The organism is Undibacterium sp. JH2W (assembly GCF_049340425.1).
In the GTDB taxonomy this organism is placed as follows: Bacteria; Pseudomonadota; Gammaproteobacteria; order Burkholderiales; family Burkholderiaceae_D; genus Undibacterium.
Genome location: NZ_JBMPOT010000013.1, coordinates 1 through 24,843 on the forward strand (window position 1 = coordinate 1; position 24,843 = coordinate 24,843).

25 protein-coding genes are annotated in these 24,843 nt (G+C 50.9%); 14 read left to right on the plus strand and 11 right to left on the minus strand.

Features of this window, described 5'->3' with window-relative positions:
- Window positions 1-978 precede the first annotated feature (978 nt).
- Window positions 979-2,109 (minus strand): hypothetical protein, encoded by a 1,131-nt coding sequence (locus ACO0LC_RS19515; RefSeq protein ID WP_423006146.1) that lies wholly within the window; start codon window positions 2,107-2,109, stop codon window positions 979-981.
- A gap of 151 nt (window positions 2,110-2,260) precedes the next feature.
- Here ACO0LC_RS19515 and modA point away from each other — a divergent pair, with 151 nt between their 5' ends.
- Genes modA through ACO0LC_RS19550 form a run of 7 tightly spaced genes read left to right on the plus strand, consistent with a single transcriptional unit; the run spans window position 2,261 to window position 8,550 of the window.
- A complete protein-coding gene (gene modA / locus ACO0LC_RS19520; protein WP_423006148.1) occupies window positions 2,261-3,019 on the plus strand; it encodes a molybdate ABC transporter substrate-binding protein in 759 nt (252 codons plus the stop codon).
- 17 nt (window positions 3,020-3,036) lie between these two features.
- Entirely contained in the window at window positions 3,037-3,711 is a 675-nt protein-coding gene (gene modB, locus ACO0LC_RS19525; RefSeq protein WP_423006150.1) for a molybdate ABC transporter permease subunit, read from the plus strand.
- Window positions 3,712-3,735: 24 nt separating this feature from the next.
- The gene (locus tag ACO0LC_RS19530; RefSeq protein WP_423006152.1) at window positions 3,736-4,434 is read left to right on the plus strand and encodes an ABC transporter ATP-binding protein; all 699 of its coding nucleotides are present in this window, start codon (window positions 3,736-3,738) and stop codon (window positions 4,432-4,434) included.
- 56 nt (window positions 4,435-4,490) lie between these two features.
- Complete coding sequence (locus tag ACO0LC_RS19535) at window positions 4,491-6,515, plus strand: TonB-dependent receptor plug domain-containing protein (RefSeq protein ID WP_423006154.1); 2,025 nt, start codon at window positions 4,491-4,493, stop codon at window positions 6,513-6,515.
- Window positions 6,516-6,526: 11 nt separating this feature from the next.
- Window positions 6,527-7,069, plus strand: a complete 543-nt coding sequence (locus ACO0LC_RS19540; RefSeq protein ID WP_423006156.1) for a molybdopterin-dependent oxidoreductase — start codon at window positions 6,527-6,529, stop codon at window positions 7,067-7,069.
- A 35-nt stretch (window positions 7,070-7,104) separates the two neighbouring features.
- Window positions 7,105-7,731 (plus strand): nitrogen fixation protein NifQ, encoded by a 627-nt coding sequence (locus ACO0LC_RS19545; protein WP_423006158.1) that lies wholly within the window; start codon window positions 7,105-7,107, stop codon window positions 7,729-7,731.
- A 6-nt stretch (window positions 7,732-7,737) separates the two neighbouring features.
- Window positions 7,738-8,550, plus strand: a complete 813-nt coding sequence (locus ACO0LC_RS19550) for a TOBE domain-containing protein (RefSeq protein WP_423006160.1) — start codon at window positions 7,738-7,740, stop codon at window positions 8,548-8,550.
- A gap of 486 nt (window positions 8,551-9,036) precedes the next feature.
- Here the strand turns inward: ACO0LC_RS19550 and ACO0LC_RS19555 are convergent, their stop codons facing one another.
- Window positions 9,037-11,202 carry a gluconolaconase gene (locus tag ACO0LC_RS19555; RefSeq protein WP_423006162.1) on the minus strand — a complete coding sequence of 722 codons (2,166 nt, stop codon included), beginning with the start codon at window positions 11,200-11,202 and terminating at the stop codon, window positions 9,037-9,039.
- 158 nt (window positions 11,203-11,360) lie between these two features.
- On the opposite strand from ACO0LC_RS19555, the gene ACO0LC_RS19560 reads away from it, so the two are divergent.
- Entirely contained in the window at window positions 11,361-12,068 is a 708-nt protein-coding gene (locus ACO0LC_RS19560) for a glutathione S-transferase N-terminal domain-containing protein (RefSeq protein WP_423006164.1), read from the plus strand.
- 78 nt (window positions 12,069-12,146) lie between these two features.
- On the opposite strand, the gene ACO0LC_RS19565 is transcribed toward ACO0LC_RS19560, so the two are convergent.
- Window positions 12,147-12,842, minus strand: coding sequence for a substrate-binding periplasmic protein (locus tag ACO0LC_RS19565; protein WP_423006166.1), 696 nt, complete (start codon window positions 12,840-12,842; stop codon window positions 12,147-12,149).
- A gap of 175 nt (window positions 12,843-13,017) precedes the next feature.
- Between ACO0LC_RS19565 and can the strand changes: the two genes are divergently transcribed.
- The 3 genes from can to ACO0LC_RS19580 all read left to right on the plus strand — a co-directional run bounded on the left by can (window position 13,018) and on the right by ACO0LC_RS19580 (window position 15,558).
- Window positions 13,018-13,695, plus strand: a complete 678-nt coding sequence (gene can, locus ACO0LC_RS19570) for a carbonate dehydratase (protein ID WP_423006168.1) — start codon at window positions 13,018-13,020, stop codon at window positions 13,693-13,695.
- Between the two features lie 115 nt (window positions 13,696-13,810).
- Entirely contained in the window at window positions 13,811-13,972 is a 162-nt protein-coding gene (locus tag ACO0LC_RS19575) for a DUF2256 domain-containing protein (protein ID WP_423006170.1), read from the plus strand.
- Window positions 13,973-13,998: 26 nt separating this feature from the next.
- Complete coding sequence (locus tag ACO0LC_RS19580; RefSeq protein ID WP_423006172.1) at window positions 13,999-15,558, plus strand: cryptochrome/photolyase family protein; 1,560 nt, start codon at window positions 13,999-14,001, stop codon at window positions 15,556-15,558.
- 93 nt (window positions 15,559-15,651) lie between these two features.
- Here the strand turns inward: ACO0LC_RS19580 and ACO0LC_RS19585 are convergent, their stop codons facing one another.
- Complete coding sequence (locus tag ACO0LC_RS19585; RefSeq protein ID WP_423006174.1) at window positions 15,652-16,269, minus strand: nitroreductase family protein; 618 nt, start codon at window positions 16,267-16,269, stop codon at window positions 15,652-15,654.
- A 37-nt stretch (window positions 16,270-16,306) separates the two neighbouring features.
- Window positions 16,307-17,188, minus strand: a complete 882-nt coding sequence (locus ACO0LC_RS19590; protein ID WP_423006176.1) for an EamA family transporter — start codon at window positions 17,186-17,188, stop codon at window positions 16,307-16,309.
- Window positions 17,189-17,377: 189 nt separating this feature from the next.
- Between ACO0LC_RS19590 and ACO0LC_RS19595 the strand changes: the two genes are divergently transcribed.
- On the plus strand, window positions 17,378-17,881 hold the full coding sequence (locus ACO0LC_RS19595; RefSeq protein WP_423006178.1) for a MarR family winged helix-turn-helix transcriptional regulator: 504 nt from the start codon (window positions 17,378-17,380) through the stop codon (window positions 17,879-17,881).
- A 209-nt stretch (window positions 17,882-18,090) separates the two neighbouring features.
- Here ACO0LC_RS19595 and ACO0LC_RS19600 read toward each other — a convergent pair whose 3' ends face one another.
- From ACO0LC_RS19600 to ACO0LC_RS19615, 4 genes are all read right to left on the minus strand, one after another.
- Window positions 18,091-18,447 carry a carboxypeptidase-like regulatory domain-containing protein gene (locus tag ACO0LC_RS19600; RefSeq protein ID WP_423006180.1) on the minus strand — a complete coding sequence of 119 codons (357 nt, stop codon included), beginning with the start codon at window positions 18,445-18,447 and terminating at the stop codon, window positions 18,091-18,093.
- A 194-nt stretch (window positions 18,448-18,641) separates the two neighbouring features.
- Window positions 18,642-19,040, minus strand: a complete 399-nt coding sequence (locus ACO0LC_RS19605; RefSeq protein WP_423006182.1) for a hypothetical protein — start codon at window positions 19,038-19,040, stop codon at window positions 18,642-18,644.
- A 326-nt stretch (window positions 19,041-19,366) separates the two neighbouring features.
- The gene (locus ACO0LC_RS19610) at window positions 19,367-20,152 is read right to left on the minus strand and encodes a hypothetical protein (protein ID WP_423006184.1); all 786 of its coding nucleotides are present in this window, start codon (window positions 20,150-20,152) and stop codon (window positions 19,367-19,369) included.
- Window positions 20,153-20,303: 151 nt separating this feature from the next.
- Window positions 20,304-20,948: a TetR/AcrR family transcriptional regulator gene (locus ACO0LC_RS19615; RefSeq protein WP_423006186.1), complete on the minus strand. Its 645-nt coding sequence runs from the start codon at window positions 20,946-20,948 to the stop codon at window positions 20,304-20,306.
- Between the two features lie 220 nt (window positions 20,949-21,168).
- On the opposite strand from ACO0LC_RS19615, the gene ACO0LC_RS19620 reads away from it, so the two are divergent.
- Both ACO0LC_RS19620 and ACO0LC_RS19625 read left to right on the plus strand, forming a co-directional pair.
- The gene (locus tag ACO0LC_RS19620) at window positions 21,169-22,242 is read left to right on the plus strand and encodes an MBL fold metallo-hydrolase (RefSeq protein WP_423006188.1); all 1,074 of its coding nucleotides are present in this window, start codon (window positions 21,169-21,171) and stop codon (window positions 22,240-22,242) included.
- Between the two features lie 50 nt (window positions 22,243-22,292).
- Complete coding sequence (locus ACO0LC_RS19625; RefSeq protein ID WP_423006190.1) at window positions 22,293-23,156, plus strand: SDR family oxidoreductase; 864 nt, start codon at window positions 22,293-22,295, stop codon at window positions 23,154-23,156.
- Between the two features lie 85 nt (window positions 23,157-23,241).
- Here the strand turns inward: ACO0LC_RS19625 and panB are convergent, their stop codons facing one another.
- Window positions 23,242-24,054 carry a 3-methyl-2-oxobutanoate hydroxymethyltransferase gene (panB, locus tag ACO0LC_RS19630; RefSeq protein WP_423006192.1) on the minus strand — a complete coding sequence of 271 codons (813 nt, stop codon included), beginning with the start codon at window positions 24,052-24,054 and terminating at the stop codon, window positions 23,242-23,244.
- 431 nt (window positions 24,055-24,485) lie between these two features.
- Window positions 24,486-24,833: a DMT family protein gene (locus tag ACO0LC_RS19635; protein ID WP_423006194.1), complete on the minus strand. Its 348-nt coding sequence runs from the start codon at window positions 24,831-24,833 to the stop codon at window positions 24,486-24,488.
- Window positions 24,834-24,843 lie beyond the last annotated feature (10 nt).

Consider the following 24,843-nt stretch of genomic DNA (forward strand, 5'->3'; position numbering starts at 1 on the left):
TATAACCGCCAGCGACGTCACTCGCGTCTTGGCAATATATCGCCAGCCTTATTTGCTGAAAATTTTAATCGGCACTCACAGGCAGCTTAGAACATGAGTGTCCGCTATTGACAGTACACCTCACTTTAATCAAGATATTGGTAGATTGATTTCCATCTGTTGGAAGGCAATCCAATTTTTTAATTTCAACATGCTCAAAGCGTGGCTCTGTTATCTCAATGAATTCAATTCCCCGAACAATGAGTTCGACTAGCAGTACGCCTGCAAAAACAAATAACCCCCATTCATTATGCCCAGCTAGATGAAGCCAGATACCGCTAAAAAATGCAAAAGTTGATAAGATAAATCGACATAAGTCTTTTTTTCTGAATCTGGTCAGTAGGTAATAGCTTATCCAGAATCTCGTTTGAATTCGCATGAAAGTCTTTCAATTTTGGGATTGATATTTTGCACAAGTAGTAATTCTTAAATTATCAATTAGGTACTATTTTAAAGTTAAAATAAGATATTTTGTTGATTTTTATTTAATTTTTCAAGCAACTCAGATGGAGTTTTCTTGCTTTAAATTAACTACATTAAGGTCGACAATCCCTTTTTGAAATTCCTTATATCAGTGCACATTACGCTTCAAAGTCATTTTCTCTCCATGCAACGCGAATACAGCAAGGTAGTTGCCTCACCAGCCCGCATAGCGGAGACTAAGACGATACTGCGTCTTTCAGAATTTTCTCCTCAATACCTGAGCCCGCCGAGTTGGAAATGTATGAATGTGAGCGTAGACCTGATGCCCCGCTGCGCATCTGGCTGGGTGAATACCCGGCAGACCGCAACCTCAAAAAAGCCATGCTGGCTGAGGAAGATACGCGCGGTCGTTGAGCATGCAAAAAGTGGCGGTTAAAGTGGCGCAAAAGCCTGCCACAAACCGCCACCCATTTTCTTCAGCATTGCCAATACTTCCGCGTAATTTCTCAAGCAATATCAGGGCAATTGCAACTGCATGGGATAGTTTTTCTTGCCCATCCACACACCAGATAAAACGCCATCCTTGAGCTTTAGCTCCATCTTGTAATTCTTGCCTTCAGGATCGGGATTGGTTTCAGTAAATTCCAGCTGATTGTTTTTCATATCACCGCTGAGCGGTATGGCTTTGCGGTGCTTGTCGTAAAAATAGACGGCAGTATAGTGTTTGTCTTCGCTGTACTGTATCAGCATGGTGATGGGATTATTCCCCAGGCTGCCGTGCAAGACCTGCCCCTGCCAGCCATCGGCCTTTGCTACTCCCTCATTGAGCAATAAGGCGCGTCCATATGCATTCATATAGGGGCGCAAATTCTCAAAGCTGACATTGACGGCAATATCGCCTACGTCATCCAGTGCACGCATCGCATGATTGCTACATCTGCCCAGGAAAACGATGAGTTTGTCCTGCAAGAAACGGACTGAGCGCTGCAAGGGGTGTTCATCTGTCTTCACCTGGCTCAGGCAATCTTCATTGAGGCTGATACGGCTTTCAATATCATCAAGTTCTGTCTTCCTGGTTTTGCTCTTCTGTGCCTTTTTCAACTGTGCATTCAGTGTGCTCAATTGCTGGCGGTATTGCCTGGTTTGTTCAGCCTTGATTTGCTGTGCCAGGTATTTTTTCGCATTCGCTTGCAATACATCATGCAAGCCAAGATGGCGGCCAGTCTGCAAGTCAAAATTAAAGTAAAGATGATTTAGCTCGCAGTAAGCGCCGCAGCCATCCATCGCTATGCTCATCGATAGCAGGCGCTCACTTTGATATTCGAGCTTGTAGTCCATGCCTGCAATACTTGCCGTGTCCATATCGGCTTCGCGCCATTCCTGTACATAATTGCGTGGCGGCAGAGACTCCAGTGTTCCCAGGTAGATACGCTCATTGATGAGTCTTGCTATGTCCTGCTTCTCCATCTGCAAGTAAGGCATCACTACTTCATCATATCTTTTGCCACGCTCTTCTTCATTTTTAGCTTTGATCTTGATGCGGCTGATAGTCAAATTGTTTTCGGGTGCGGCAATTGCAGTACTTGCACTGAAACTCAAGATGGCGCTCAAGAGGCAAGAACTGAGCAAGATGATATGTTTATGCATGAGAATTAAATTCTGACTATGGGCGGGAATAAATGATGGCCTTTATAGCATGATCCAGGTCAAGTATTCCCAAAAATGCGGCGCTCAGGCCGTGAAAGTCGCTATATATAAGTGTATATTACGCTTCTGGTTCACCTTTCTCTGGATAAACATGCAAATCAAGACCTTGAGCAAATTACTTGCCAGTATTGCTTTCTGCACAATCTCAGCCAGCAGCCTTGCTGCAGAAGTCACAGTCTCTGCCGCTGCCAGCCTGACCAATGCCTTCAAGGAAATCGCGCAAAATTATCAGACGCAATATCCCGAAGCCAAGGTGTCCCTGAACTTTGGTGCATCTGGTGCACTGCTGCAGCAAATTGCCAAAGGCGCTCCGGTCGATGTATTTGCTTCGGCAGACCAGGAAAGCATGGATGAAGCACAGAAGCAGGGTCTGGTCCTTGCCGCAGACCGCCGTGATTTCGTTAAAAATACTCTGGTACTGATTGCACCTGTAGACGGCACTTTGTCCATCAAACGCCTGGAAGATCTGACCCAGGCTGGCGTCAAGCGCATTGCCATCGGCAACCCTGCCAGCGTGCCGGTCGGTCGCTATACCCAGCATGCGCTGACTGCAGCAAAGCTCTGGCACGCACTGGAAGCCAAGGCCATCTATACCCAGAACGTACGTCAGTCGCTCGATTATGTCGCCCGTGGCGAAGTCGAGAGTGGCTTTGTCTATGCGACCGATGCTGCCATCATGAAAGACAAGGTCAAAGTGGTCATGGACGTACCGCTGGACATGCCTATCACTTACCCCGTCGCCAAGATCAAGGCCAGCACCAATGCTGATGAAGCCAAACGCTTTATCGCCTTTTTGTTCTTGCCGCAAAGCCAGGCTATCCTGACTAAATACGGTTTCCAGAAACCGTAAAAAGCTTAAGGCCAGCAATGAATCCAGCATGGACAGCCCTGCTATTGTCATTGAAAGTCGCGGGCTGGGCCACGCTGCTGAATCTGATTTTGGGCATAGGTGTGGGCTATTTGCTGGCACGCAAACGCTTCCCTGGACGCGACTTGCTTGACACGCTATTGACCCTGCCCATGGTCATGCCGCCCACGGTACTTGGTTATTACCTGCTGGTTTTGCTGGGGCGGCGCAGTGCGCTGGGTGCATGGCTGCAGGATCATTTTGGCTTCAGCTTTATTTTTACCTGGCAGGGCGCGGTGATTGCCGCAGCCATCGTCGCCTTCCCGTTGGTATTCAAGCCAGCGCGGGCGGCTTTTGAAGCGGTGGATGGGCAACTGGAACAGGCGGCCAGAGTGTTGGGTATTTCTGAAATGGGGATCTTTTTTCGCGTGACTTTGCCGCTGGCATGGCGCGGCATTTTGGCCGGTGTCTTGTTGGCCTTTGCCCGCGCCCTCGGTGAGTTTGGTGCCACCCTGATGGTGGCTGGTAGCATACCCGGCAAGACCCAGACTCTGTCGATTGCCGTGTATGAAGCAGTGCAAGCCGGGCAGGATGATGTCGCCAATACCCTGGTCTTGCTGACCTCGGCAGTTTGCATAACGATGTTGCTGCTGGCGGGCAAGCTGGCACCGGGCCGCATCGCCAACCGTATGTGAAGCCTTTGAATATGAGTAGATACCATGCAATTTGACCTGCACATACACAAGAGCCTGCAATCCGGCCAGCGCAGTTTCGAGCTGGATGTTGTGGTCCGCAGCGATAGTCAGCGCCTCGTCATACTCGGCCCATCTGGTGCGGGTAAAAGCCTGGTGCTGAAAGCCATCGCCGGTTTGATGACGCCTGATACTGGTTATATCCATGTCGCTGGCAATACCTTGTTCGACCATACAGCCCGTATCAATCTGCCGCCACAGCGCCGCCAGTTGGCATACCTGTTCCAGGACTACGCCCTGTTCCCGCATCTGAACGTAGCGCAGAACATCGCCTTTGGCCTGGCCCATGGCTGGCGCAACCCTTCAGCCAAAGTGCAGGATGAAAAGGTCGATTACTGGCTGGACACTTTGCAGATAAAAGCCCAGGCCAGACAAATGCCGCATGAGTTATCCGGCGGGCAAAAACAAAGAACTGCCCTGGCCCGTGCGCTGATCGCCGAGCCGCGGGCGCTCTTGCTAGATGAACCCTTTGCGGCGCTTGACCAGCCCCTGCGCATCAACATGCGCAAAGAGCTCGATAGCCTGCAAAGGCAATTGAATATCCCCATGATACTCATCACCCATGATGCAGAAGATGCCCAGGTGTTTGGTGAACATGTGCTGAACCTGCAGGAAGGAAAGCTGCAAACCAGTTTAAGCCTTGCAGGTTTGTCCAGCGCCGCTTAAAAATTTTTAACCACCGTTATATACAAGTTGCTATAACGTTTTTGAAAGTAGCTATGTTGTCAGGTTTTAAACAATCTCCATTACACAGATTCAAGCCCGGCCTGCTTGCCACCAGCATTGCCCTAGCTCTGTTGACCATGCAAAGCCAGTCTGTTCAGGCAGCCGAAGAAAAGACCACAGCTTTTGAACTGGGCACAGTCCTGGTGACCGCCAAGCGTCTGCCACAGACTGAAGTAGGCGAGACGGGTGACCAGGTTGCCTCTGTCCTCACTGCCAAAGACATACAGCAATACAACCGCCATAATATCGGCGATGCACTGAACCTGCTGTCTGGTGTGACTTTGTCCACAAATGCCCGCAATGAAAAAACCATCGCCGTGCGTGGTTTCGATAGCCGCCAGGTGCCTTTGTTCATAGACGGCATCCCTGTCTATGTGCCCTATGATGGCTATGTGGATTTCAACCGTTTCACGACAGCTGACCTGGCAGCAATACAACTGGCCAAGGGCTTTTCAGCTATGGCCTATGGCCCGAATACCCTGGGCGGCGCGATTAATCTGATTTCACGCAAACCCAGGGCAGCGCTGGAAGGCGATGCAGTAATTGGTTTCGGCAGCGGCAGTGAAAGACAGGCTGCAGTCAATCTTGGCGGCAAGCAGGGCATCTGGTATTGGCAAACGGGTTTGTCTTATCTGCAAAGCGATACTTTCCCGCTATCCGCTGACTTTACGCCTACCAGCAGCGAGAACGGTGGTTCGCGCAATAATGCCTATCGCAAAGACAGCAAGTTCTCTTTCAAGCTGGGCCTGACGCCCAATGCCGGTGATGAATACGCCATCAGCTATTACAAACAAAATGGTGAAAAAGGCCAGCCGTCATCTACAGTACCCGCCGCTGCACGTTACTGGAAATGGCCTTACTGGGATAAAGAGAGCCTGTACTTTATTTCCAATACCACGCTGGGTGAACATGAATCCATCAAGCTCAGGCTTTACCATGATAGCTATGGCAATGAAGTCGATACCTATACCAACGACAGCTATACCACACTCAAAACTTCAGGTTCGGGCAGTGTCAGTACAGGTCGCAGCATCTATGACGACCACAGCAATGGCGCATCCCTGACGCTGGAGTCCATGCGTTTCTCAGCGCATACCCTGCGTCTGATCGGCCATTACAAGGCAGATGAGCATAAAGAACTCGATGGTGTCGGTACTCTGAATACCCGCTTTAAAGACGTGCTCATGTCCATTGCGGCAGAAGACAATATACAACTAAGCCAGTCCCTCCTGTTGTCACTGGGCCTGGGCAGGCATGAGTTAAGGCCGGACAGCGTCTTCAGCCTCGGCAACCCTTATTCCCTGCCACGTACACAGTCCGCGACAGATGCGCAGGCAGGCTTGTTCTACACGCTCAGCAATAGCGCACGCCTGTATGCCAGCATCGCCCAAAAGAACCGCCTGCCCACACTCAAGGACCGTTATTCACAACGCCTCGGCACCTTCATAGAAAACCCTGACTTGCAGCCAGAGCGTGCCCTGAATATGGAAGTCGGCTACCAGGGCCAGCCATGGCAGGGTGCCAAGGCTGAGGCCGCCATTTTCTATAGCGATGTCAGCAATAAAATCCAGACTGTCGCGAATGTCGTCGGCACTAAATCGCAAATGCAAAATGCGGGCAAGGTCAGGATCAGCGGCCTGGAAGCTGGACTCAGCAGCAGCGTTAACCAATGGCTGGAGCTGGGTGGCAATTACACTTTCACCGACCTCAAGAATATCAGCAACCCTGCGACGCGCTTGACTGATATCCCGCGCCACAAGCTGACCGCCCATGCAGCGCTGCATCCGCTGGAACAGGTCGATGTGACAGCATACATAGAAAACAATAGCAGCCGCTGGGTCTCGAATACCCTGGAGTTGCCGGGCTTTACTACCCTGAATCTGAAGCTGGCTTACCAGCCTCTAAAGAACTTGAACCTGGAAGCAGGCGTCACAAATTTGACTGACAAGAACTATGCCTTGGCAGATGGTTTCCCCAATGCTGGCCGTATGTGGTTCGCCAATCTGAATTACCGTTTTTAAGGAAAACAGCCATGTTAAAAATCCTGAGTAATACCGCCTTTGCCCTCATACTCTTGCACGCGCCCGCCGCCTTTTCCCACGATAAGCCAGGGGACATTTCCCAATATGTGAGCCAGACCCTGAGCATCAGCGGTGCGGTTGAAAAACCATTGACGCTGACGGTAGAAGACTTGAAAAAGTTCCCAGCCCAGCAAATCAATGAACTGCCACTGACCAGGCAAAACGCTGCGAATGCAGGCAAGCTGGAAAACTTCAAAGGCGTGCGCCTGCGCGACCTGCTCGACAAAGCCACCGTCATTGCGCGTGACCATAATGACGTCAAAAAAACCATCATCATTGCTACCGCCACTGATGGCTACAAGGTTGTCTATTCATGGAGTGAAATTTATAACACTGCCGTTGGTGAGGACGTACTGGTCTTCTTTGAAAAAGATGGCAAGGCCCTGGCGGATGAAGAAGGGCGCATCGCCATGATATCCGGCAAGGATATACGCACCGGCCCGCGCCATGTCAAATGGCTCAAGGCCCTGGAAGTCAGGAAAGTCGGAGAATAAGTCAGCGAATAAATTGAAGAATAAGGACTAGCACCATGGATACCTGGCAGCTACATCTCATCAGCAAACATCAGCTGCATACCTATAAGGCCCATAAAGCCCATGAGGCCAGTGATACCAGTAATTTACGCATGACAGTAGCTGGCGTATTAAGGCATGCGCAAGAAGGCGAGCTACCGCTGTTCGCCTGGACCCTGGGTCTGCCGCAGCAAGACTTACTCAACATGCTGGCAAGCTGCTTCCCTGAACTGGGCCTGGCTGAATCCCAGGCACTGACAACTTTGCCAGTCGGGCAGTACCTGACACTGATGCAGACGGCTCCGGCCGAATTCATGCCCCTGAAGCAGCTATTGCTGGATCATCTGTCACCGTCAGTTGATGCGCAACATGGGCACTGGCTGGCCTGCGCCATCGCCGCTGCCAGTTTTGGCAGCCGCCATCTGTGGCAAGACCTGGGACTACCAGGCCGCGAGGCAGTCTCGGCTTTGATGCGCGACTATTTCACTGCGTTGTTTCTGGCGAATACACAAAACCTTAAATGGAAGCGTTTTTTGTTTGCCGAACTGGGCCGCAGGCAAGGCAAACATGATTTACGCCCACCAAAATGTACGCATTGCGACGACTTCCATGTATGCTTTCAGGATTCAGCAACTACCGCATAGCACAACATGGCAGCGAAAGATAAATCCATCGCCCTGCAAGGTTCAGTATGGATGACAGTCGATGGTGAAAACTTTGGCGGCAAGGGCCGCATTGCCCTGCTGGCTCAACTGGCGGAGAGCGGCTCCATCACCCAGGCTGCAAAAGCTGTCAAAATGAGTTATAAAGCTGCCTGGGATGCCATCGACACCATGAACAATCTCGCAGGCGAACCTCTGGTGGAGCGCCTGACAGGTGGCAAGGGTGGTGGTGGCACGCGACTCACACAGCGCGGCGAGCAACTGGTCAGCAATTTCAAAATTCTCGAAGAGCAGCATCGCCAGTTCATCGCCCAACTGGACAAACAGGCAGCAGGCATTGCCGACGACTTTTTACTCATCAGGAGAATGAATATGAAAACTAGCGCACGCAACCAGTTCCTAGGCAAAGTCAGCCAGGTCAAACCCGGTGCCATCAATGACGAAATAGAACTCGAAATAGCTGGCGGCCAAAAGGTCGTTGCCATCATCACCCATGAAAGCACACTGGAACTGGGTTTGCAAATCGGCGCAGAAGCCTTTGCACTCATCAAGGCGTCTTCCATCATCCTCATGGAAGAAGACCCCAAAGCCAGGTTATCTGCCCGCAACCAGTTGACTGGTAACATCAGCCGCATTTTGCCAGGTGCAGTCAATACCGAAGTAGTAGTCGAATTGCCAGGCGGCGCCACCCTGGCTGCCATTATCACCAATGAAAGTGCGACCAGCATGGGCCTGGCAGTGGGTGGTACTGTGACAGGCTTGTTCAAGGCGTCGAGTGTGATACTGGGTGTGGCTGGCTGATTGTATTGCTTGATGTATTACTTGAAACTCTCAAACAATAGGTAAATTCCCTCCCCTTCAAGGGGAGGGCTAGGGTGGGGATGGGGTTCAGTCGATTGACAGCAAATAAATTTGCTACAGAAACCCATCCCAACCTATCCACTGCGCCGCTTGCAAGCGGCTTAGATTTCATCGGCGCAAAGCTCGCTTTGCGAAACCCCGACTTCATCCCCTTGAAGTGCAAGAAGTTTTAAGTGTTTTTCTGGTCAAGACCGAGCATCAACATCTCGGAAGTGTGCAAGCCGACAATAGTGAAATGCCGATCAAGCTGATACTGAATTGCAGGGATTTGTTATTGATCAGTTGGCGTAAGGATTTGTAGAGTTTCATCAGTGTGTCAATGGTTCCGGTAAATGTTGTGCTGGCTAAGTGCCATAAATACGGTCTTTATTTTAGCATGCGTGAAAACTTCACCATCAAAAGCAAGGTTCATGGAATCGTCAACACTTATTCCACCCTGAACCCCAAATCCCGATTACTCTTCGCTACATTCCCCGCAAAATCTGCCGCATGGATACGCAAGACATAATCGCCAGGGGCGAGTTTGCTGATATCCAAATTGCCTTTTTTGGTGATCCCATCCTTGACGGTATTGCTGGCCAGGTAGAGGAAACGGGTTTTCTTGGCGCCGTGTACGGTGATGCCGCTTTCTTCTGCATATAATAATTTGACCATTTCGCGGTCGGGTGGCAGGGCATTGAATTCCATGGTCATGTGCGGGTTTTCATAGCCGGGCACGGGGCTGCCGTCGGTGTACAGGAGTTGATAGCCCAGTTGGTAGAGGCCGAGGCGGCGGCGTTTGGCGTTGCCATCTACCTGGTCATAGGCATCGACAACGATGCCGTAATCCCTGGCCTGGCCCGACAGGAGCAGGCGGCCTTTTTGTTTTTCCTTGATTGGTTTGCCGCCGCCATCGACGATCATCACTTCTTCTATTTGCGGTGCCACGGTATCGACCAGGCCAGGGAAATTCAGTTTCAAGGGGTTGATTTTGAGACCGGCATGATTATGTTCCAGATGCACATGAAACATGCGGTTGATACTGCCCAGCGCTTCACCGGTCTTGAAGCGGGTGCCGCGCCTGACGCGTACTGCATAGGGTTTGCCATCCGCCAGCGTCTGTAGCTGGAATTTGTCTTCATCGAGCAAGGCATCTTTGGCATTTCGCCCTACCTTCATGTGGATGTAGGCCATGCTGTCGAGCTTGACGCCTTCGCTGAGGCCAGAGTAACCCCAGGCGCTGCTGGTGCCGCGTACTTTTTCATTGGCGATGGCATACACGGTCGTGCCCATGTTTGCCTGCACATCCAGACCACCATGAAAATGGTCGCGGCTTTCGCCATCATAATTGCCGCGCACTTCACCCATGGTGCCTACTACCTCATGCGGCGATTGTTGTGGCTTGATAGGCCAGGGGTAGGATTTGGTCTCATCGTCAAGACGGGTATTTTTTATTTCCGGCATGGGGGCTGGTGCTGCCGGTGGTTTTGGCTTGTCTGCGCCATCCATAGTACCGCGAGCAGCTAGTTTCACCAGTTGCAGGCGTGCCGAATCGCTGACGAACAAAGCGCCCTTGTCGTCCAGGGCGATGCCGGTGGGTTGCAAGAAACGCGTCATGGTTTCATCACCGGGTTCAAAATTGATACCCACTCCCGTCACCCCACGCATTTCACCTGTGGGAGAGATTTGTATGATGCGCCCTTTGCTGCCTTCACCGACATAGAGATGATCGTCATAGGTGACAACGATGCTCAGGGGGCGACGCATCAGGGGCGTCTCTTCATTGTCGAGGGCGCGGGCTACGGTGGTGACTTGCCCATCTTTGCTGAGCCTGCGTATGGTGTCGTTCTTGCTGTCGGCGATGAGTATTTCACCCTTGCTATTGACTGCCAGGCCTGTGGGCGTATCAAACAAGGCAGCGCCTGCCGGGCCATCCAGATAACCAGAGCCATTGCCACCAGCCAGCGTGCTGACCTGGCCATCCGGGCTGATCTTGCGTATGCGGTCATTGTAGGTATCAGCCACGTAGATATTGTCGACCTTATCCACGGCTATGCCCACCGGGCCATTGAATTGTGCCTCGCCACCGATGCCATCGCGGTCGCCGGGTTTACCATTGCCTGCCAGAGTAGTCACCACGCCTTCAGGGCTGATGCGGCGTATCGCATGGTTGCCTGTATCAGCCACCAGCAGATTACCCTTGCCATCGAGTGCAATGCCTGAAGGAGTATTGAATGCTGCCTGATCTGCCTTGCCATCAATAAAACCCTCGATTGAGCCCGCAAACGGCGCGACGCTGCCATCAGTACTGATCTTCATGATACGGTTATGTTCACCAGCATCGCTGACAAAAATATTGCCTTGTTTATCGATGGCGACCGCATAAGGGTCTGAAAAATAACTGGCATCAACATCGGGCAGGCCCGCATACACATTCAGTTCGGCTTGCCAGTCAAACGAGGTCGCTGCGGGTTTTTTTATCACGCCTGTTGTCGCCAGCAAGCTGCCAGGCACATTGCTGATTGTGTCCTTGTCCAGATAGCGTGCCAGTCCCAGTATGATGGCGAGTACGGCAATGACAAATAACAGACGTATGGCGATGATTCTGGACATGGAATAAATTCAGTAAAGGGAAATGCAAGTCGTGCAGCTTAGCCCAAATACTGCGGGCTTGCCATTGCCTGCATGGCTATCTCGCACAAAAAAATCCTAAATGGATTAGCATCTCTACTTTAAGCCTGCGGGCATGATTACATCAGGAAGGAAACATCATGAGCAATACAGTACTAAGCGATTTCCCCATCACCAAAAAATGGCCAGCCCAGCATCCTGAACGCCTGCAACTGTATTCGCTGCCTACCCCAAATGGCGTAAAAGTCTCTATCATGCTGGAAGAAACCGGCCTGGCTTATGAGCCTCACCTGGTCAACTTCGAGACCCATGACCAGACCTCGCCAGAATTTTTGTCGCTGAACCCGAATAATAAAATCCCTGCCATCATCGACCCGCAAGGCCCGGGCGGCAAGCCGCTGGCCCTGTTTGAATCCGGTGCCATCCTCATCTATCTGGCTGACAAGACTGGCTTGTGCATCCCTACAGATGCAGCAGAGCGCTATGAGTGCCTGCAATGGCTGATGTTCCAGATGGGCGGTATAGGCCCCATGTTTGGCCAGCTCGGGTTCTTCAATAAATTCGCTGGCAAGACTTATGAAGACAAACGCCCGCGTGATCGCTACGTGGCAGAATCCAAGCGTCTGCTGGGTGTCGTCAACCAGCGCCTGGCAGACCGCAAGTGGATCATGGGCGATACCTATACCATTGCCGATATCGCGATCTTCCCCTGGATACGCAATCTGATTGGCTTCTATGAAGCGGGTGAGCTGGTGGGTATCAATGATTTCCCGCATGTACAACGCGCCCTGGCCGAATTTGTCGGGCGTCCGGCGGTGCAGAGGGGCTTGTTGATACCCGGGCGCTGATACTGAACTGTTGATGAACAACAGTTTGCCTGCAAGGGTAGTGTGCTGCTTTATACCAAATCAGCACACCAGACTGTATCAGTGATTTTTGCGCAGCAAAGCTTCGAGCTGCCTGGCCAGGTCCGCATGTTTCTTATGCAGATAATGGTAGAGCGGGATAGTGCTGATAGGTGGTGTCAGCATATGCACTGTACCTTCCAGCCCCATTTCCTTCACTAGTTGTAAGCCTGCCTGTTCATCAATGACGATCAGCTCCACCCGTTTGTTCAGCATTTGCCTGAAGGCAGCCTTGATATTTTGCTCGGCATGGCCAGTAGTGTAAGCCTGGGTGTTTTGTTCTATGACCTTGGTGCCGGTTTCATAGGAAAAGCTGTGTTCACGCAAACTATCCCAGCCTTTATCAAGATCAATGTTTTTATCCAGGGCAAAGGCGACAGTATTGGTGGTTGCCAGTGGCACAGGGATTTGCAAAAGGTTGGGATATTCCATGCTCAAGCCTGCCTTGCGCATGAGTTCGCCATCCAGGCGTCCGCTATTTGATTCTTGCAAGGCGCGGTTGCCCGGTAAATTGACGAACTCAATCTGCACACCCAGTTTTTTATAATTTTCAGTCAGATAGGAAGCTGCGGTTTTCTCCATGGGGCCACCCTGGCCGAAAGTGGCAATGCGCAAGCTTACTTGCTGTGCCTGGACCGTGCCAGTGACGCTGAAGCAGAAAATGCAGAGTGCGTGCAACCAAGCCGCTATCATCTTGCCATACTTGCCTGAGATCATGCCTGAGCTCCATATCCATCGATGGATGTTTATTTCTATTAAGTATTGCTGATACAGGCTTGCTTCGCAATACGAATATTTCTCATCATGTCAGATTAACCATGTCAGGATATATTATGCAGGCAAACGCCAATACGGTTAGAATCTCGCCTGTCTAAAATAAATGGGCGAGAGCATGAACGCAACAAGCAACACTGGATTGACTCCACAGCAATTATTTGAAAACAACCGCAATTGGGCTGCTGCCATCACGGCAAAAGATGCTGACTTTTTCAAAAAACTGGCAGCACAGCAAAGCCCTGAATACTTATGGATAGGCTGCTCTGACAGCCGCGTTCCAGCGAATGAATTACTGGGCCTTTTGCCGGGTGAATTATTTGTCCATCGCAATATCGCCAACGTCGTCGTCCACTCTGATTTGAATTGCCTGTCTGTATTGCAATTCGCAATCGAAGTGCTGGGCGTCAAGCACATCATCATCTGCGGCCATTATGGTTGCTCGGGCGTGCATGCCGCACTGACCAAACGCCGTGTCGGCCTGGCTGACAACTGGCTGCGCCATGTACAGGACGTGCATCAAAAGCATGAAAAATACCTGGGTGAAGCACTGTCTTTGCAACAACAAAGCGAACGCCTGTGCGAATTGAATGTCATAGAACAAGTTGTCAACCTTTGCCAGACCACTATCGTGCAAGACGCATGGGACCGCGGCCAGCAAGTGACTGTGCATGGCTGGGTATATGGCTTGCGTGATGGCTTGCTCAGTGAGTTGGGCATGACAGTCAGCTCTGCCGACGAACTGGCACCTCATCTGGAAGCCAGCCTGGCACGTTACGATGAAGTAGCTAAATAAGTCACAAAATAAGTTGTAGACTGGGCAGATAGTTGGGGGTGGCTGTATTCAGCAGCCATCGCTTCATTTGCATGAATCAGGTATGACCAGGCATCTTTGTGATGGAGTTATCCAAATGAAAATGCGAAAAAAGTCTGACTTGCCCAGCAAACTTTGCCAGACTTGCGGCTTGCCATTCAACTGGCGCAAGAAGTGGGAAAAAGTCTGGGACGAGGTCAAGTATTGCTCCCAGCGTTGCCGCAACAATGGTAATAGCAATGGCGAACCACGGGCTTGAGCGCTGTTACCATATCGGAATATGCCATGCAGCCAACCATGCAATCTGCTACACCTGCGACAACTTTGCGCCTGATCCTGGGTGATCAGCTCTATCCTCAGCATAGCTGGTTTGGTCAGGTTTCACATGATGTGGTCTACGTCATGATGGAAATCCGGCAAGAGACAGATTACGTCCTCCATCATGCACAAAAAATTATCGCCATCTTTGCTGCCATGCGCGAGCTGGCTGTGCAACTCCAGGCTGCTGGCCATCGCCTGCATTATCTGACTATCGATGATGCAGACAATACGCAATCCTTGCCAGATAATCTTGACTGGCTGCTGGCTCACTATCAATCGAGTCAGTTTGAATACCAGGAGCCTGATGAATTCAGGCTCGATGCGCAACTCGCTGCCTACAGCGATGCCAGCAAGATCAACTGCCATATGTGCAGTAGTGAACATTTTTTTACCCGCCGTGATGAAGCCGCCATCCTGTTTGAAGGTCGCAAGAAATGGCTGATGGAAAATTTCTATCGCCACATGCGTGTCAAACATCAGGTCTTGTTGGAAGAAGCCAACAAACCAGTCGGCGGCCAGTGGAATTATGACCACGACAATCGCAAAGCCTGGCCAGGTATACCCTGGGAACCTGCTGATTTCCGAGCACGGCATGATCATTCAGGTCTGTGGAGAACCATACAGCAGGCAGGCGTCAATAGCTTTGGCGAAGCAAATGCAGATAACTTTGCCTGGCCGCTGAACCGGGCAGAAGCACTGGCGCAACTCGATGCCTTTATCCAGCAAGCCCTGCCGCATTTTGGCGAGTTCCAGGATGCCATGAGCAGCAAGTCATGGCGCTTGTTCCACTCACTGATTTCTTTTGCCCTGAATGTCAAAATGCTGCATCCACAAGAAGTGGTCAGCAAGCTTGAGGCTGCTTTGTGGTCAGGTCATACTGCCTTGCCAGCAGTAGAAGGCTATATACGCCAGATACTCGGGTGGCGTGAATATGTACGCGGCATCTATTGGGCACAAATGCCCGGCTATGAAGCGCATAATTTTTTTGGACATGAGGCAGAGTTGCCCGCATGGTTCTGGACCGGGAAAACAAAAATGCGCTGCCTCTCCAGCGCCATCACCCAGTCACTGGAACAAGCCCATGCCCACCACATACAGCGCCTGATGGTCATCGGTAATTTCGCCTTGCTGGCAGGCTTGCAACCGCAGCAAGTCCATCGCTGGTATCTGGGTATTTATATTGATGCGTTTGAGTGGGTAGAGTTGCCCAATACCCTGGGCATGAGCCAGTTTGCTGATGGCGGCAAGCTGGCGACTAAACCCTATGTATCTGCCGCAGCCTATATTGACAAGATGAGTGACTATTGCAAGGGCTGTCATTACGATAAAAAGCAACGTACAAGCGAACAAGCTTGCCCCTACAATGCCCTGTACTGGGATTTTTTTGCGCGCAATGAAGACAAGTTATCCAGCAACCCGCGCATAGGCATGGTGTATCCGCAACTCAGGAAAATGGATAAAGATGTTTTGCAGGCGCTGCGTGACAGGGCAACGCAGATACGCGCAAACCTGGATGATTTGTAAGTCAGTCGCAATGTCTGCATCATTGCAGCGACATGCCGGTCATATTCGACAGCATGTGGCTGTATGTCCCACGAGTTTTTTCCTGAAAAATCTTTAGACAACTTGCATCACTTCATGCACTTGCTTGCGTGGTTTTTGCGGCCAGTTACCTGCAGCCGCATAGCCCACCGTGATCAGCATGACCGGGATTTCTGTCTCATGCAAATCAAACTCACATGACACCGCATCTGCATCAAAGCCACTCATGGCGCATGATGCCAACCCCATGCCCTGTGCTGCCAGTATCAAAGTCATCGCCGCCAATGAGGCAGAGCGCAAGGCTTCATCCCTTTGCAGTACCGCATTATTGCTATGGCTTTGTTCTGCCATGCCTACCCAGGTATTGAGCATCTTGTCATCGATAATCCTGGCAGTAACAGCAGGGCGCAAGGCCGGTTCCAATTGTTTGTGTGCATTCAGCGTGCCGCAGATAATGAAAGTCACAGCAGCATCGCTGACTTTTTGCTGATTAAACGCTGCTGCCTGCAAGCGCTGCTTGGCCTCATCGCTGACAACCGCCAGGAATTTCCAGTTCTGGAAGTTGTAGGCAGAAGGTGCCAGTGTCGCCAGACGCACCAGTTCACTGATCTCGGCATGGCTGAGCTTGCGGCTGGAATCATAATTATTGGCAGAGACGCGGGACTCGATAATTTCTTGTATGGATGCGTGCATTTTGTTTTCCTTGATGAAGGTGAGAGTGAAAAAAATTTCAGGCCTGGCTACGCATGCTCTTTTGCACAACGATGACACTGGCCAGAACGATCAATAAACCGGCCAGTGACATCCCCCGCATGCTTTGATCCAGCACGACCCAACCCAGGATGACGGCGGTGATAGGGCTCAACAAACCCAGTGAAGACACCGCAACCGGTGACAAACGCGCTATGCCGCGGAACCACAGGCTATAGGCCAGCAAGGCCCCAACGATGGACAGATAGGCATAAGCCAGTATTTGCGTCAGGTTCAGTGCAGGCAGCGGCGCATCCACCAGCAGGCTCAAAGGCAGCAGGATCAAACCGCCCAGCAAGAGCTGCCAGCCAGTGAAAGCCAATACCGGCAAACTGCTTTGCCAGCGTCGTGACAGATAAGTGCCGCCCGCCATGCAAATCGCCCCTACAGCAGCGGCAGCCAGACCCACCGCATCCATGACTGCCGTAGCCGACAGCAACAGCGCCGCCATGCCCAGCACCGCAAAGACGCTGGACGTGATCGCCAGCGCGGCTGGTCTGCGCCTGTCCAGCAACCAGGCCATGGCCATGATCAGCAAAGGCTGTATAGAACCAATTACCGCTGCCATGCCACCAGGCAGGCGATAAGCCGCAATGAACAGCAGCGCCTGGAAGAAGCCTATATTCAGCGCAGCCAGTACCAGCAAACGCCCCCATTCACGCGACAAGGGCAGGCGTTTGCAAAACAGCACCAGCAAAATCCCGCTGGGCAGGCAGCGCAGCAGGGCGGCAGTAAATGGCCGGTCAGGCGGTAAAAATTGGGTAGTGACGATATAAGTCGAGCCCCAGATGGCAGGTGCCAGGGCAGTCAGTAAAGTATCCAGCCAAAAGCCGAGGCGAGAAGAGCTAGTTGCAGTTTTCATGATAATGTCTTGAGTTCAAGATAAATCATGGTAGCACAAACTATCTTGATATCCAGATAAATTCACCATGCCTTGTGTGGTCTTTCAAGGCGTGGGCAAGCAGCCGTAGCGGCCAAATGCCTGAAGCGCCAGGGGCAGCGCATATAATGGCAAGCTCAACAAAGAATAAATAATGAGGGAGTAAGCAAGATGGCGGAAAAGACAATGGATGCAGTCGACAAGATCATGGAACAGTGGCGCAATGCCAGGCCAGACCTTGATTGCAGCCCCATGGAAAACATAGGCCGCCTGCGCCGTTGCAGCGACCTGCTTGGCCGCGAGCTTGAGGCGACCTTCAATAGCTTCGGCATGAGCTCCTGGGAATTCGACATGCTGGCCACGCTGCGCCGCTCCAGCGCCACTTTCTGCATGAGCCCCACCGACCTGTTCTCCAAACTCATGGTCACCTCCGGCACCATGACCCACAGACTGCAAAAACTCGAAGCCAGCGGCTGGATACTACGCCTGCAAAACCCCGACGACGCCCGCAGCATGCTGGTTCAATTGACAGATACAGGTAAAGACCTGGTAGACCGCGCAGTGGCTGCTCATGTGGAAAATGAGAGGCGCATCATGTCTGGTTTAAACGCTGCGGATTTGAAGCGTTTGAATGAGGGGTTGCGGGCGATGTTGGCGGTGTTGGAGAGGGAATGAAATCGTATGTAAGTTGTGCATCAAAATAAGTCGCTCAAATCGTCGCGCTCAAGTTTCTGGGAAATGTATTTTCTTAGCTTAGATGTGTAGCGCTTATGTTTAACTAAGTGCTTAGCAGCGATTTACATGCGTCCGATTACGCGGGGCTAATCGGACCTACTTTGACTGTCGCTTGGGGACGCACAATGTGCATGCATATATGTAGCTAACTAAGGTTTGTGCTCAGGTGTATTCAGCATGTCTTGCTTTCCTTTGATTAAGACTATGGTTTTGTTAACTTTTGCTTTGTCGCTGTCGAGGGACTCGTAGTACAACTGCTTACCTTCTTTTGAGACGAGCAAGCTGACATTTTGATTGCCTCCATGCGTCCTTGCATTGAAGAATTCTCCGTTTTTGTCAGTGACAGAGTCACTGACCCAATTTACAAAGATCAACCATACCTTTGCTCCTTCAACGGGTGCGCCATTCTCATCCACGACTTTTCCAGAAACTCTCATATGTGCGTCACAGGCGGATAAGGTAAGGAAAAATATCGGGTAGACGATGAGTTGTTTGATTAATTTCATATGAGATATTTAGCCAGTAGGTACGATTAGCGCAAGCTAATCGTACGCATGTTGTGCATCAAAATAAGAATATAAAGTCAGATAAGTAGCTCACATCACTACACGCAAGCCCCAAGAAAATGCATTTGTCTTAGCTTGATGAGATGTTTTATTGAATTGTCAGTAGCGATTTGCATGCGTCCGATTACGCGGGGCTAATCGGACCTACGCGGGTTGGATTCTTGCAATAAAATTTTCTGCAGCTTATAGGCATTGAAAACAAGATACCAGCCTAGAAAAATGGACGATAAATTAACCGCAGTGCGTATCCAATAAATATTATCGCCAAGCTTGATGTACATATATATCTGTACCAACAAATATAAGGCCACTAGCACGCAGCAAAAGTTGAATAGTCGAAGAAATGCAGTTTGTCTTGTTTTGATCGCGTACGCCAGGTAAGCAGCAATGATACCTGTAGCCACGACCGCTAGCATTGCTGCGCCATAGGGAAAAAATGGCAGTGGTGGGCGCGAACCTATGAGTGAGTTTGCCAACAAGCTTATCAGCATGTAAGCAAAGAGAAGTGCGGTAATCAATTTCCGTTTTTTCATATCGAATATTTACGCATGTGGGCTTGTATTAAGTATAGTCCTTATTGTGCTGCTAGTAGATAAGCCAGCCAGTAGGTACTATTAGCGCAAGCGTAATCGTACGCATGTTGTGTATCAAAATAAGAATATAAAGTCAGATAAGTAGCTCACATCGCTACACGCAAGTTCCAAAAAATGCATTTGTCTTAGCTTGATGTGATGTTTTATTGAATTGTCAGTTGCGATTCCATACGTCCGATTACGCAGGGCTAATCGGACCTACTTGGCATACTTATGTTTATGTTCCGCAGACCACAAGTTCTTTACTGCAGCCTCGAACTATTGCCTCAATAAGCCTTGCTACCGATAGCTTTGGCGCGTTGTCCGCTAAATTGTCCTTTCCCAAAACCTGACAAATTCCAGTGGCCAGATACTGCGCCTGTCGCAAGGTTGATCTTGCCATCGAAGTTGGCTGAACCGGCCAGGCCTTTTCCTGTCATTTGTACGACACCCTCGGTTGATACTTTGCCTGTAATGGTAAAGCTGCTACGGGCGGTGCGTGAGTCGGCAGAACCGAGGATATTGCCTTTATGGTCAACGTGGATATAAAACGTACCGGTATCGGCGCCTTGATAATTGCCGTAATAATCGCCAAGTATGCTCTGATTGCCAGATTCACTGGCCCCACTTTGTGCCGATTCTCTGGCGAGCAATGTTGCCTGTGAGCGCAGTTGCGCAAGATTGATAGCACTTTTGGCAGATGCATCTACTTCGACATCCGCAGTAATATCAGTCCTTGATTTTTCCGTTACCTGAGGCACAGGCAATGTATCGGCTGATGCAGGGCTTGCTGCCGCTGGTTTCTTTACTGGATGCGGAGTTTCTATTGCTGAAGTAAGCGGCGGCTTTTGGTGTGCAGGCCTTTCCTGTTTAGTCTTTGGTATCAATGGATAGTTTGGCTTCGCCACAGACGTCAAGAAAGTCACATCTGTTCCTGGTGTTGCATTGTCTGTCTGGCTGGCATGGTGCAGAGAGAACACCAGGAGTAGCAGGATGTGCATCACCAGGATGGCAAGCAGAGGCCATATACGGATAGCTGTGCCGCCATGCAATGATTGCTGTATTGATGTCATTCACATATCCCCTGACTTAACATGTCCTGCATTGAGTACACCAGGGGCATGATATTACAAATCAGTTTGATATGTTTCTGTCATTTTGAGGCATAGGATGCGTCGGATTACATAGAGGCTAATCTGGAGCTACCAGCTGACATGCGTACGATTACGCTGCGCTAATCGTACCTGCAAGGCTTGCATGCGCTACTCCGTAATACCCCAAAAACATCCCCGCCGTCAGTTCTATCAAGACCTTTTGCTGCGGCTCTTCCAGCAAGACCTGCCCCATCGCGACCTGCGGCCAGAAGGCCAGGGACTTGAGCTGCCCTTGCAGCATGTCGCCCATGAGGTAGGGATCGCCAGGCTTTAACTTGCCATCAGCCTGTGCGGCCCTGATCCAGGCGACGATGCCTTCTTCGCGTTTGCTCATGCGCTCTACCATGTCGCGGGCGCGGTCCGGGGTGTGGATGGTGGCGGCGACGGCGACGCGAACCAGATCGATGAAATTGCTGTCGCACATCAGGCGCATCTTGTTACCCAGGAAAGTTTCCAGCTGTTCGCGCAGGCTTTTATTGGCCTGGTAACGAAAATCATCCTGCGAAACCGCGCTTTGCCACAATTTTAACAATATTGCGGTGAATAAATCGTCTTTACTAGGGAAGTGGTTGTACACCGTGCGTTTTGAGACGACGGCCGTGGCAGCGATCTTGTCCATGCTGGTAGCTTCGAAACCATTGAGGCGAAATTCATGGATGGCGGCCTGCAGTATGGCTTCGCGCTTGCGGTCGGTCTGGCGTACGGGTTCTGACATTTTATTATTTTATTAATGTTGTTTGGTTTTGCAGTTGGCTGAACTGCGGATAAAAGAATTTTACACTAAGTAGTTTACTTTTTCAGATTTAGAAACTACACTGTGTAGTGTAATAATTCGATGTGCCAGTGTATGCCCGCCTTGTGCTTCATTTTAGGCCCGACTTATACCCAATTTTGTGGTTTGTATGCTTATCTTCATGACAGGAGTGTTGATTACCATGGCTTATGTTTCCTACCCCAGTAATGCCCAGCAGTTGCCCGCTGTAGTCCCTCAGCCTGCCAGCGAAGGTTTCGTCAACCAGTCACCTGTGCGTGAACCCAGTCTTTTGGGTAACCTGAAAATCATGTGGAAGTTCTTCTTCGACAAACCAAAGGACACCGTGCCTGGTGGCAGCATCCCTGTATTTGAACTGACCAAAGAACAGTTATTGGCTGCACCAGACTATAGCCTGTATCGACTCGGTCATTCGACCATGCTGATGAAATTGCAGGGCGAATTCTGGCTGACTGACCCGGTGTTTTCTGAACGGGCATCGCCTTTCCAGTGGATGGGCCCTAAACGTTTTCACCAGCCACCGATCAGCATTGCTGACCTGCCACCTATCAAGGGCGTGATTCTGTCGCATGACCATTATGATCATCTCGACTATGCCGCCATCATGCAACTGGCGCAAAAGACTGAGCATTTTTTGACGCCACTGGGCGTGGGTGACAGGCTCATCAAATGGGGCATAGAAGCAAGCAAGGTACAGCAACTGGCCTGGTGGCAAAGCACCTGGGTGAATGGCACGCAGTTTGTTGCGACACCTGCCCAGCATTTTTCTGGCCGTGGTTTACATGACCGTGACCATACCCTGTGGGCATCCTGGAGCATACTGACGCCTGAGCTGAAAATATTTTTCAGCGGTGACACTGGTTACTTCAAAGGCTTTAAAGAGATAGGCGATAAATACGGCCCCTTCGATCTGACCATGGTAGAAACCGGCGCCTATAACAAGATGTGGCCCGACGTGCATATGCAGCCCGAGCAATCACTGCAGGCGCATATCGACTTGCGTGGCAAGGTCATGCTGCCCATCCATAATGGTACTTTTGATTTATCCATGCATAGCTGGTATGAGCCTTTCGAGCGCATCGTAGCACTGGCAAAACAGCATGATGTCAGGATCAGCACGCCACAAATGGGTGAAGAAGTCGATATCGCCGAACCGCAAACCGGCAAGCGCTGGTGGCTGTTTCCGCTGGCGCAAGCGAGCAAGCCTGTGTCTTTGCAGTCTGCTTTGGCGGAATAAAATTGCCTCACATTGCTACAGAAACAGAACACATAATGGATGGAATAAAAATGCAAAAAAATTCTCGGAAAAAAGTAGCGCTGATTACCGGCACTTCGTCCGGCATAGGCCTGGCAAGTGCGATTGCCATGGCGCAGGCTGGTTACGTGGTTGTTGCGACCATGCGCAATCTTGCCAAGGCGGATGCCTTGCGCCAGGCAGCACAGCTCGCCGCAGTGGAAATAGATATACAACACCTGGATGTACAGGACCAGGCCAGCATAGAGCAGACTGTGCATCGCATCATGCAAAGCTATGGTCGCATAGACGTGTTGCTCAATAATGCCGGTGCCGGTTACTTTGCAGCCTTGGAAGAAGTACGCATTGAGGAAGTGCAACAAGTCATGGATGTGAATTTCTATGGCGTCTTGCGTGTCACCCAGGCGGTATTGCCGCATATGCGCGAGGCACATGCTGGTCGCATCCTGACCGTGTCCAGCGTAGGCGGTCTGATAGGCCAGCCTTTCAATGATATCTATTGTGCTGCCAAATTTGCCGTCGAGGGCATGATGGAAAGCCTGGCACCAGTAGCGCAACGCTTTGGCGTGCAGGTCTGTCTGATTGAGCCAGGCCCGGTCAATACTGAATTTGTTGCCAATGTGCGTGCGCATGGCAGCAGGCCAGAGCAGCATATAGACGATTATGCAGTCATGCGCGACGCTTATCTGGCAGGCACTGAACAAGCCTTTGCCAGCATGGGCCAAACACCGCAAGCCGTGGGTGAGTTCATTGCTGGCCTGGCTGACGGTGCGCATTTACCCTTGCGTGCACCTACGTCGGATTTTGTGCGCAGCATCATTGCGCGCAAGTATGTAGACACCAGCGGGGACAGCGTGCTGGCCTTGAATAGCTCGCGCTTGCCAGCCTTGAAGTAAGTCTGGTACTAAGTCTGATGATAAGTCTGGCCCCTACATTGACAACACAGGGTAGCGGCCAGACTATTGCTGATGAAGTATCAGCTTAGAAACTATGCTCAGTCGCGGGGAAGGACTTGTCTTTCACCGCCGCCACATAAGCCTGTACCGCAGCGTCTATGCTGGTCTGGCCTTCCATGAAGTTTTTCACGAAGCGGGCTTTACGGCCCGGGAATACACCCAGCAAATCGTGCATGACCAATACCTGGCCTGAGCAATCGACGCCTGCGCCTATGCCTATGGTGGGGATGCGCAAAGAATCTGTGACTTCCTTGCCCAGGCTGGCGGGGATGGCTTCCAGCACCAGCAGGGTGGCACCGGCTTCCTGCACTGCCAGCGCTTCGGCTTTCAACAGGCTGGCTGATGCATCAGTCTTGCCCTGTACCTTGTAACCACCGAGTTGATGCACGGATTGTGGAGTCAGACCCAGGTGGGCGCAGACGGGTATGGCGCGTTCCGTCAGGAACTTGATGGTGGGCAACAGCCAGTTGCCACCTTCGATTTTGACCATTTGCGCACCAGCCTGCACCAGTTGCACGGCGTTGTTGAAAGCGGCTTCTGGCGTGGCATAGCTGCCAAAAGGCATGTCGGCAACGACCAGTGCTTTTTGATTGCCACGGGTGACGGCTGCGGTGTGGTAAGCCACGTCTTGCAGTGTGACTGGCAGGGTGGAGTCATGTCCCTGGCATACCATGCCGAGGGAATCACCGATGAGCAAAATTTCTACGCCGCAACGGTCCATCAAAGATGCGAAGCTGGCATCGTAGCAGGTGAGCATGGTGATTTTTTCACCTTTTTCACGTAGTGCGATCAAGCCAGGAATGCTTACTGCTTTACGGTCTTGCAAATATTCAGCCATTCTTTTTCTCCAAAGGTGATGCTGTCATTTGGTTTTTTTTGACAGCGATTTTGTCTCCACCTACATCCTCAAATTTATTTTTTGTATTCTTTATTGTGCTTGCTTCTTGAATTCTATTGCTGTTGATCGACCAGGCCGGGTGTCGTCCCGGCGGCCGAAATACTTTCTTTGCTTCGCCAAAGAAAGTATTCAAAGAAAGGCGACCGCAGACTCGCTCCCTGCGGGAGTACCCATTTATGCAGCGCAAAAAATGGGAAATGTCCGCAACTCGCTTCGCTCAAACATCGGCCATTTCTTATCCATTTTCTGCGCTACACAAATGGCTTCATCCCAAGCGGATGAAATTCAAAAACAACTACAAATTCAAAAGCAACTTCAAAATCAACACACAACTTATTTGGTGTTTCTCAGGTGTTGGCGATTCTATTTTTTTAACTTCTGAAAATAAAATAAACTGCTCCAACCAGACACAAGCCCGCCCACACGTAATCGAGCTTGAACGGTTGCCCCATATAAAACATGGCGAAGGGCACGAAGACGATCAGGGTCAGGGCTTCCTGTAATATCTTTAGCTGGGCCAGGCTATAGGCAGTGTAGCCTATTCTGTTGGCGGGCACTTGCAGCAGGTATTCGAACAGGGCGATACCCCAACTGATGAAGGCGGCTACCCACCAGGCTTTGCTGGACAGGCTTTTCAAATGGCCGTACCAGGCTACCGTCATAAAGACATTGGAAAGTATCAACAAGCCCGTGGTTTGCAGAATAATAGGGATTTGCATTGCGCCTCGC

Excerpts from the sequence above, each read along its gene's own strand:
- ACO0LC_RS19515 (WP_423006146.1), bottom strand. The coding sequence starts at position 2,109 with ATGCATAAACATATCATCTTGCTCAGTTCTTGCCTCTTGAGCGCCATC.
- modA (WP_423006148.1), top strand. The coding sequence starts at position 2,261 with ATGCAAATCAAGACCTTGAGCAAATTACTTGCCAGTATTGCTTTCTGC.
- modB (WP_423006150.1), top strand. The coding sequence starts at position 3,037 with ATGAATCCAGCATGGACAGCCCTGCTATTGTCATTGAAAGTCGCGGGC.
- ACO0LC_RS19530 (WP_423006152.1), top strand. The coding sequence starts at position 3,736 with ATGCAATTTGACCTGCACATACACAAGAGCCTGCAATCCGGCCAGCGC.
- ACO0LC_RS19540 (WP_423006156.1), top strand. The coding sequence starts at position 6,527 with ATGTTAAAAATCCTGAGTAATACCGCCTTTGCCCTCATACTCTTGCAC.
- ACO0LC_RS19545 (WP_423006158.1), top strand. The coding sequence starts at position 7,105 with ATGGATACCTGGCAGCTACATCTCATCAGCAAACATCAGCTGCATACC.
- ACO0LC_RS19550 (WP_423006160.1), top strand. The coding sequence starts at position 7,738 with ATGGCAGCGAAAGATAAATCCATCGCCCTGCAAGGTTCAGTATGGATG.
- ACO0LC_RS19555 (WP_423006162.1), bottom strand. The coding sequence starts at position 11,202 with ATGTCCAGAATCATCGCCATACGTCTGTTATTTGTCATTGCCGTACTC.
- ACO0LC_RS19560 (WP_423006164.1), top strand. The coding sequence starts at position 11,361 with ATGAGCAATACAGTACTAAGCGATTTCCCCATCACCAAAAAATGGCCA.
- ACO0LC_RS19565 (WP_423006166.1), bottom strand. The coding sequence starts at position 12,842 with ATGATCTCAGGCAAGTATGGCAAGATGATAGCGGCTTGGTTGCACGCA.
- can (WP_423006168.1), top strand. The coding sequence starts at position 13,018 with ATGAACGCAACAAGCAACACTGGATTGACTCCACAGCAATTATTTGAA.
- ACO0LC_RS19575 (WP_423006170.1), top strand. The coding sequence starts at position 13,811 with ATGAAAATGCGAAAAAAGTCTGACTTGCCCAGCAAACTTTGCCAGACT.
- ACO0LC_RS19580 (WP_423006172.1), top strand. The coding sequence starts at position 13,999 with ATGCAGCCAACCATGCAATCTGCTACACCTGCGACAACTTTGCGCCTG.
- ACO0LC_RS19585 (WP_423006174.1), bottom strand. The coding sequence starts at position 16,269 with ATGCACGCATCCATACAAGAAATTATCGAGTCCCGCGTCTCTGCCAAT.
- ACO0LC_RS19590 (WP_423006176.1), bottom strand. The coding sequence starts at position 17,188 with ATGAAAACTGCAACTAGCTCTTCTCGCCTCGGCTTTTGGCTGGATACT.
- ACO0LC_RS19595 (WP_423006178.1), top strand. The coding sequence starts at position 17,378 with ATGGCGGAAAAGACAATGGATGCAGTCGACAAGATCATGGAACAGTGG.
- ACO0LC_RS19600 (WP_423006180.1), bottom strand. The coding sequence starts at position 18,447 with ATGAAATTAATCAAACAACTCATCGTCTACCCGATATTTTTCCTTACC.
- ACO0LC_RS19605 (WP_423006182.1), bottom strand. The coding sequence starts at position 19,040 with ATGAAAAAACGGAAATTGATTACCGCACTTCTCTTTGCTTACATGCTG.
- ACO0LC_RS19610 (WP_423006184.1), bottom strand. The coding sequence starts at position 20,152 with ATGACATCAATACAGCAATCATTGCATGGCGGCACAGCTATCCGTATA.
- ACO0LC_RS19615 (WP_423006186.1), bottom strand. The coding sequence starts at position 20,948 with ATGTCAGAACCCGTACGCCAGACCGACCGCAAGCGCGAAGCCATACTG.
- ACO0LC_RS19620 (WP_423006188.1), top strand. The coding sequence starts at position 21,169 with ATGGCTTATGTTTCCTACCCCAGTAATGCCCAGCAGTTGCCCGCTGTA.
- ACO0LC_RS19625 (WP_423006190.1), top strand. The coding sequence starts at position 22,293 with ATGCAAAAAAATTCTCGGAAAAAAGTAGCGCTGATTACCGGCACTTCG.
- panB (WP_423006192.1), bottom strand. The coding sequence starts at position 24,054 with ATGGCTGAATATTTGCAAGACCGTAAAGCAGTAAGCATTCCTGGCTTG.
- ACO0LC_RS19635 (WP_423006194.1), bottom strand. The coding sequence starts at position 24,833 with ATGCAAATCCCTATTATTCTGCAAACCACGGGCTTGTTGATACTTTCC.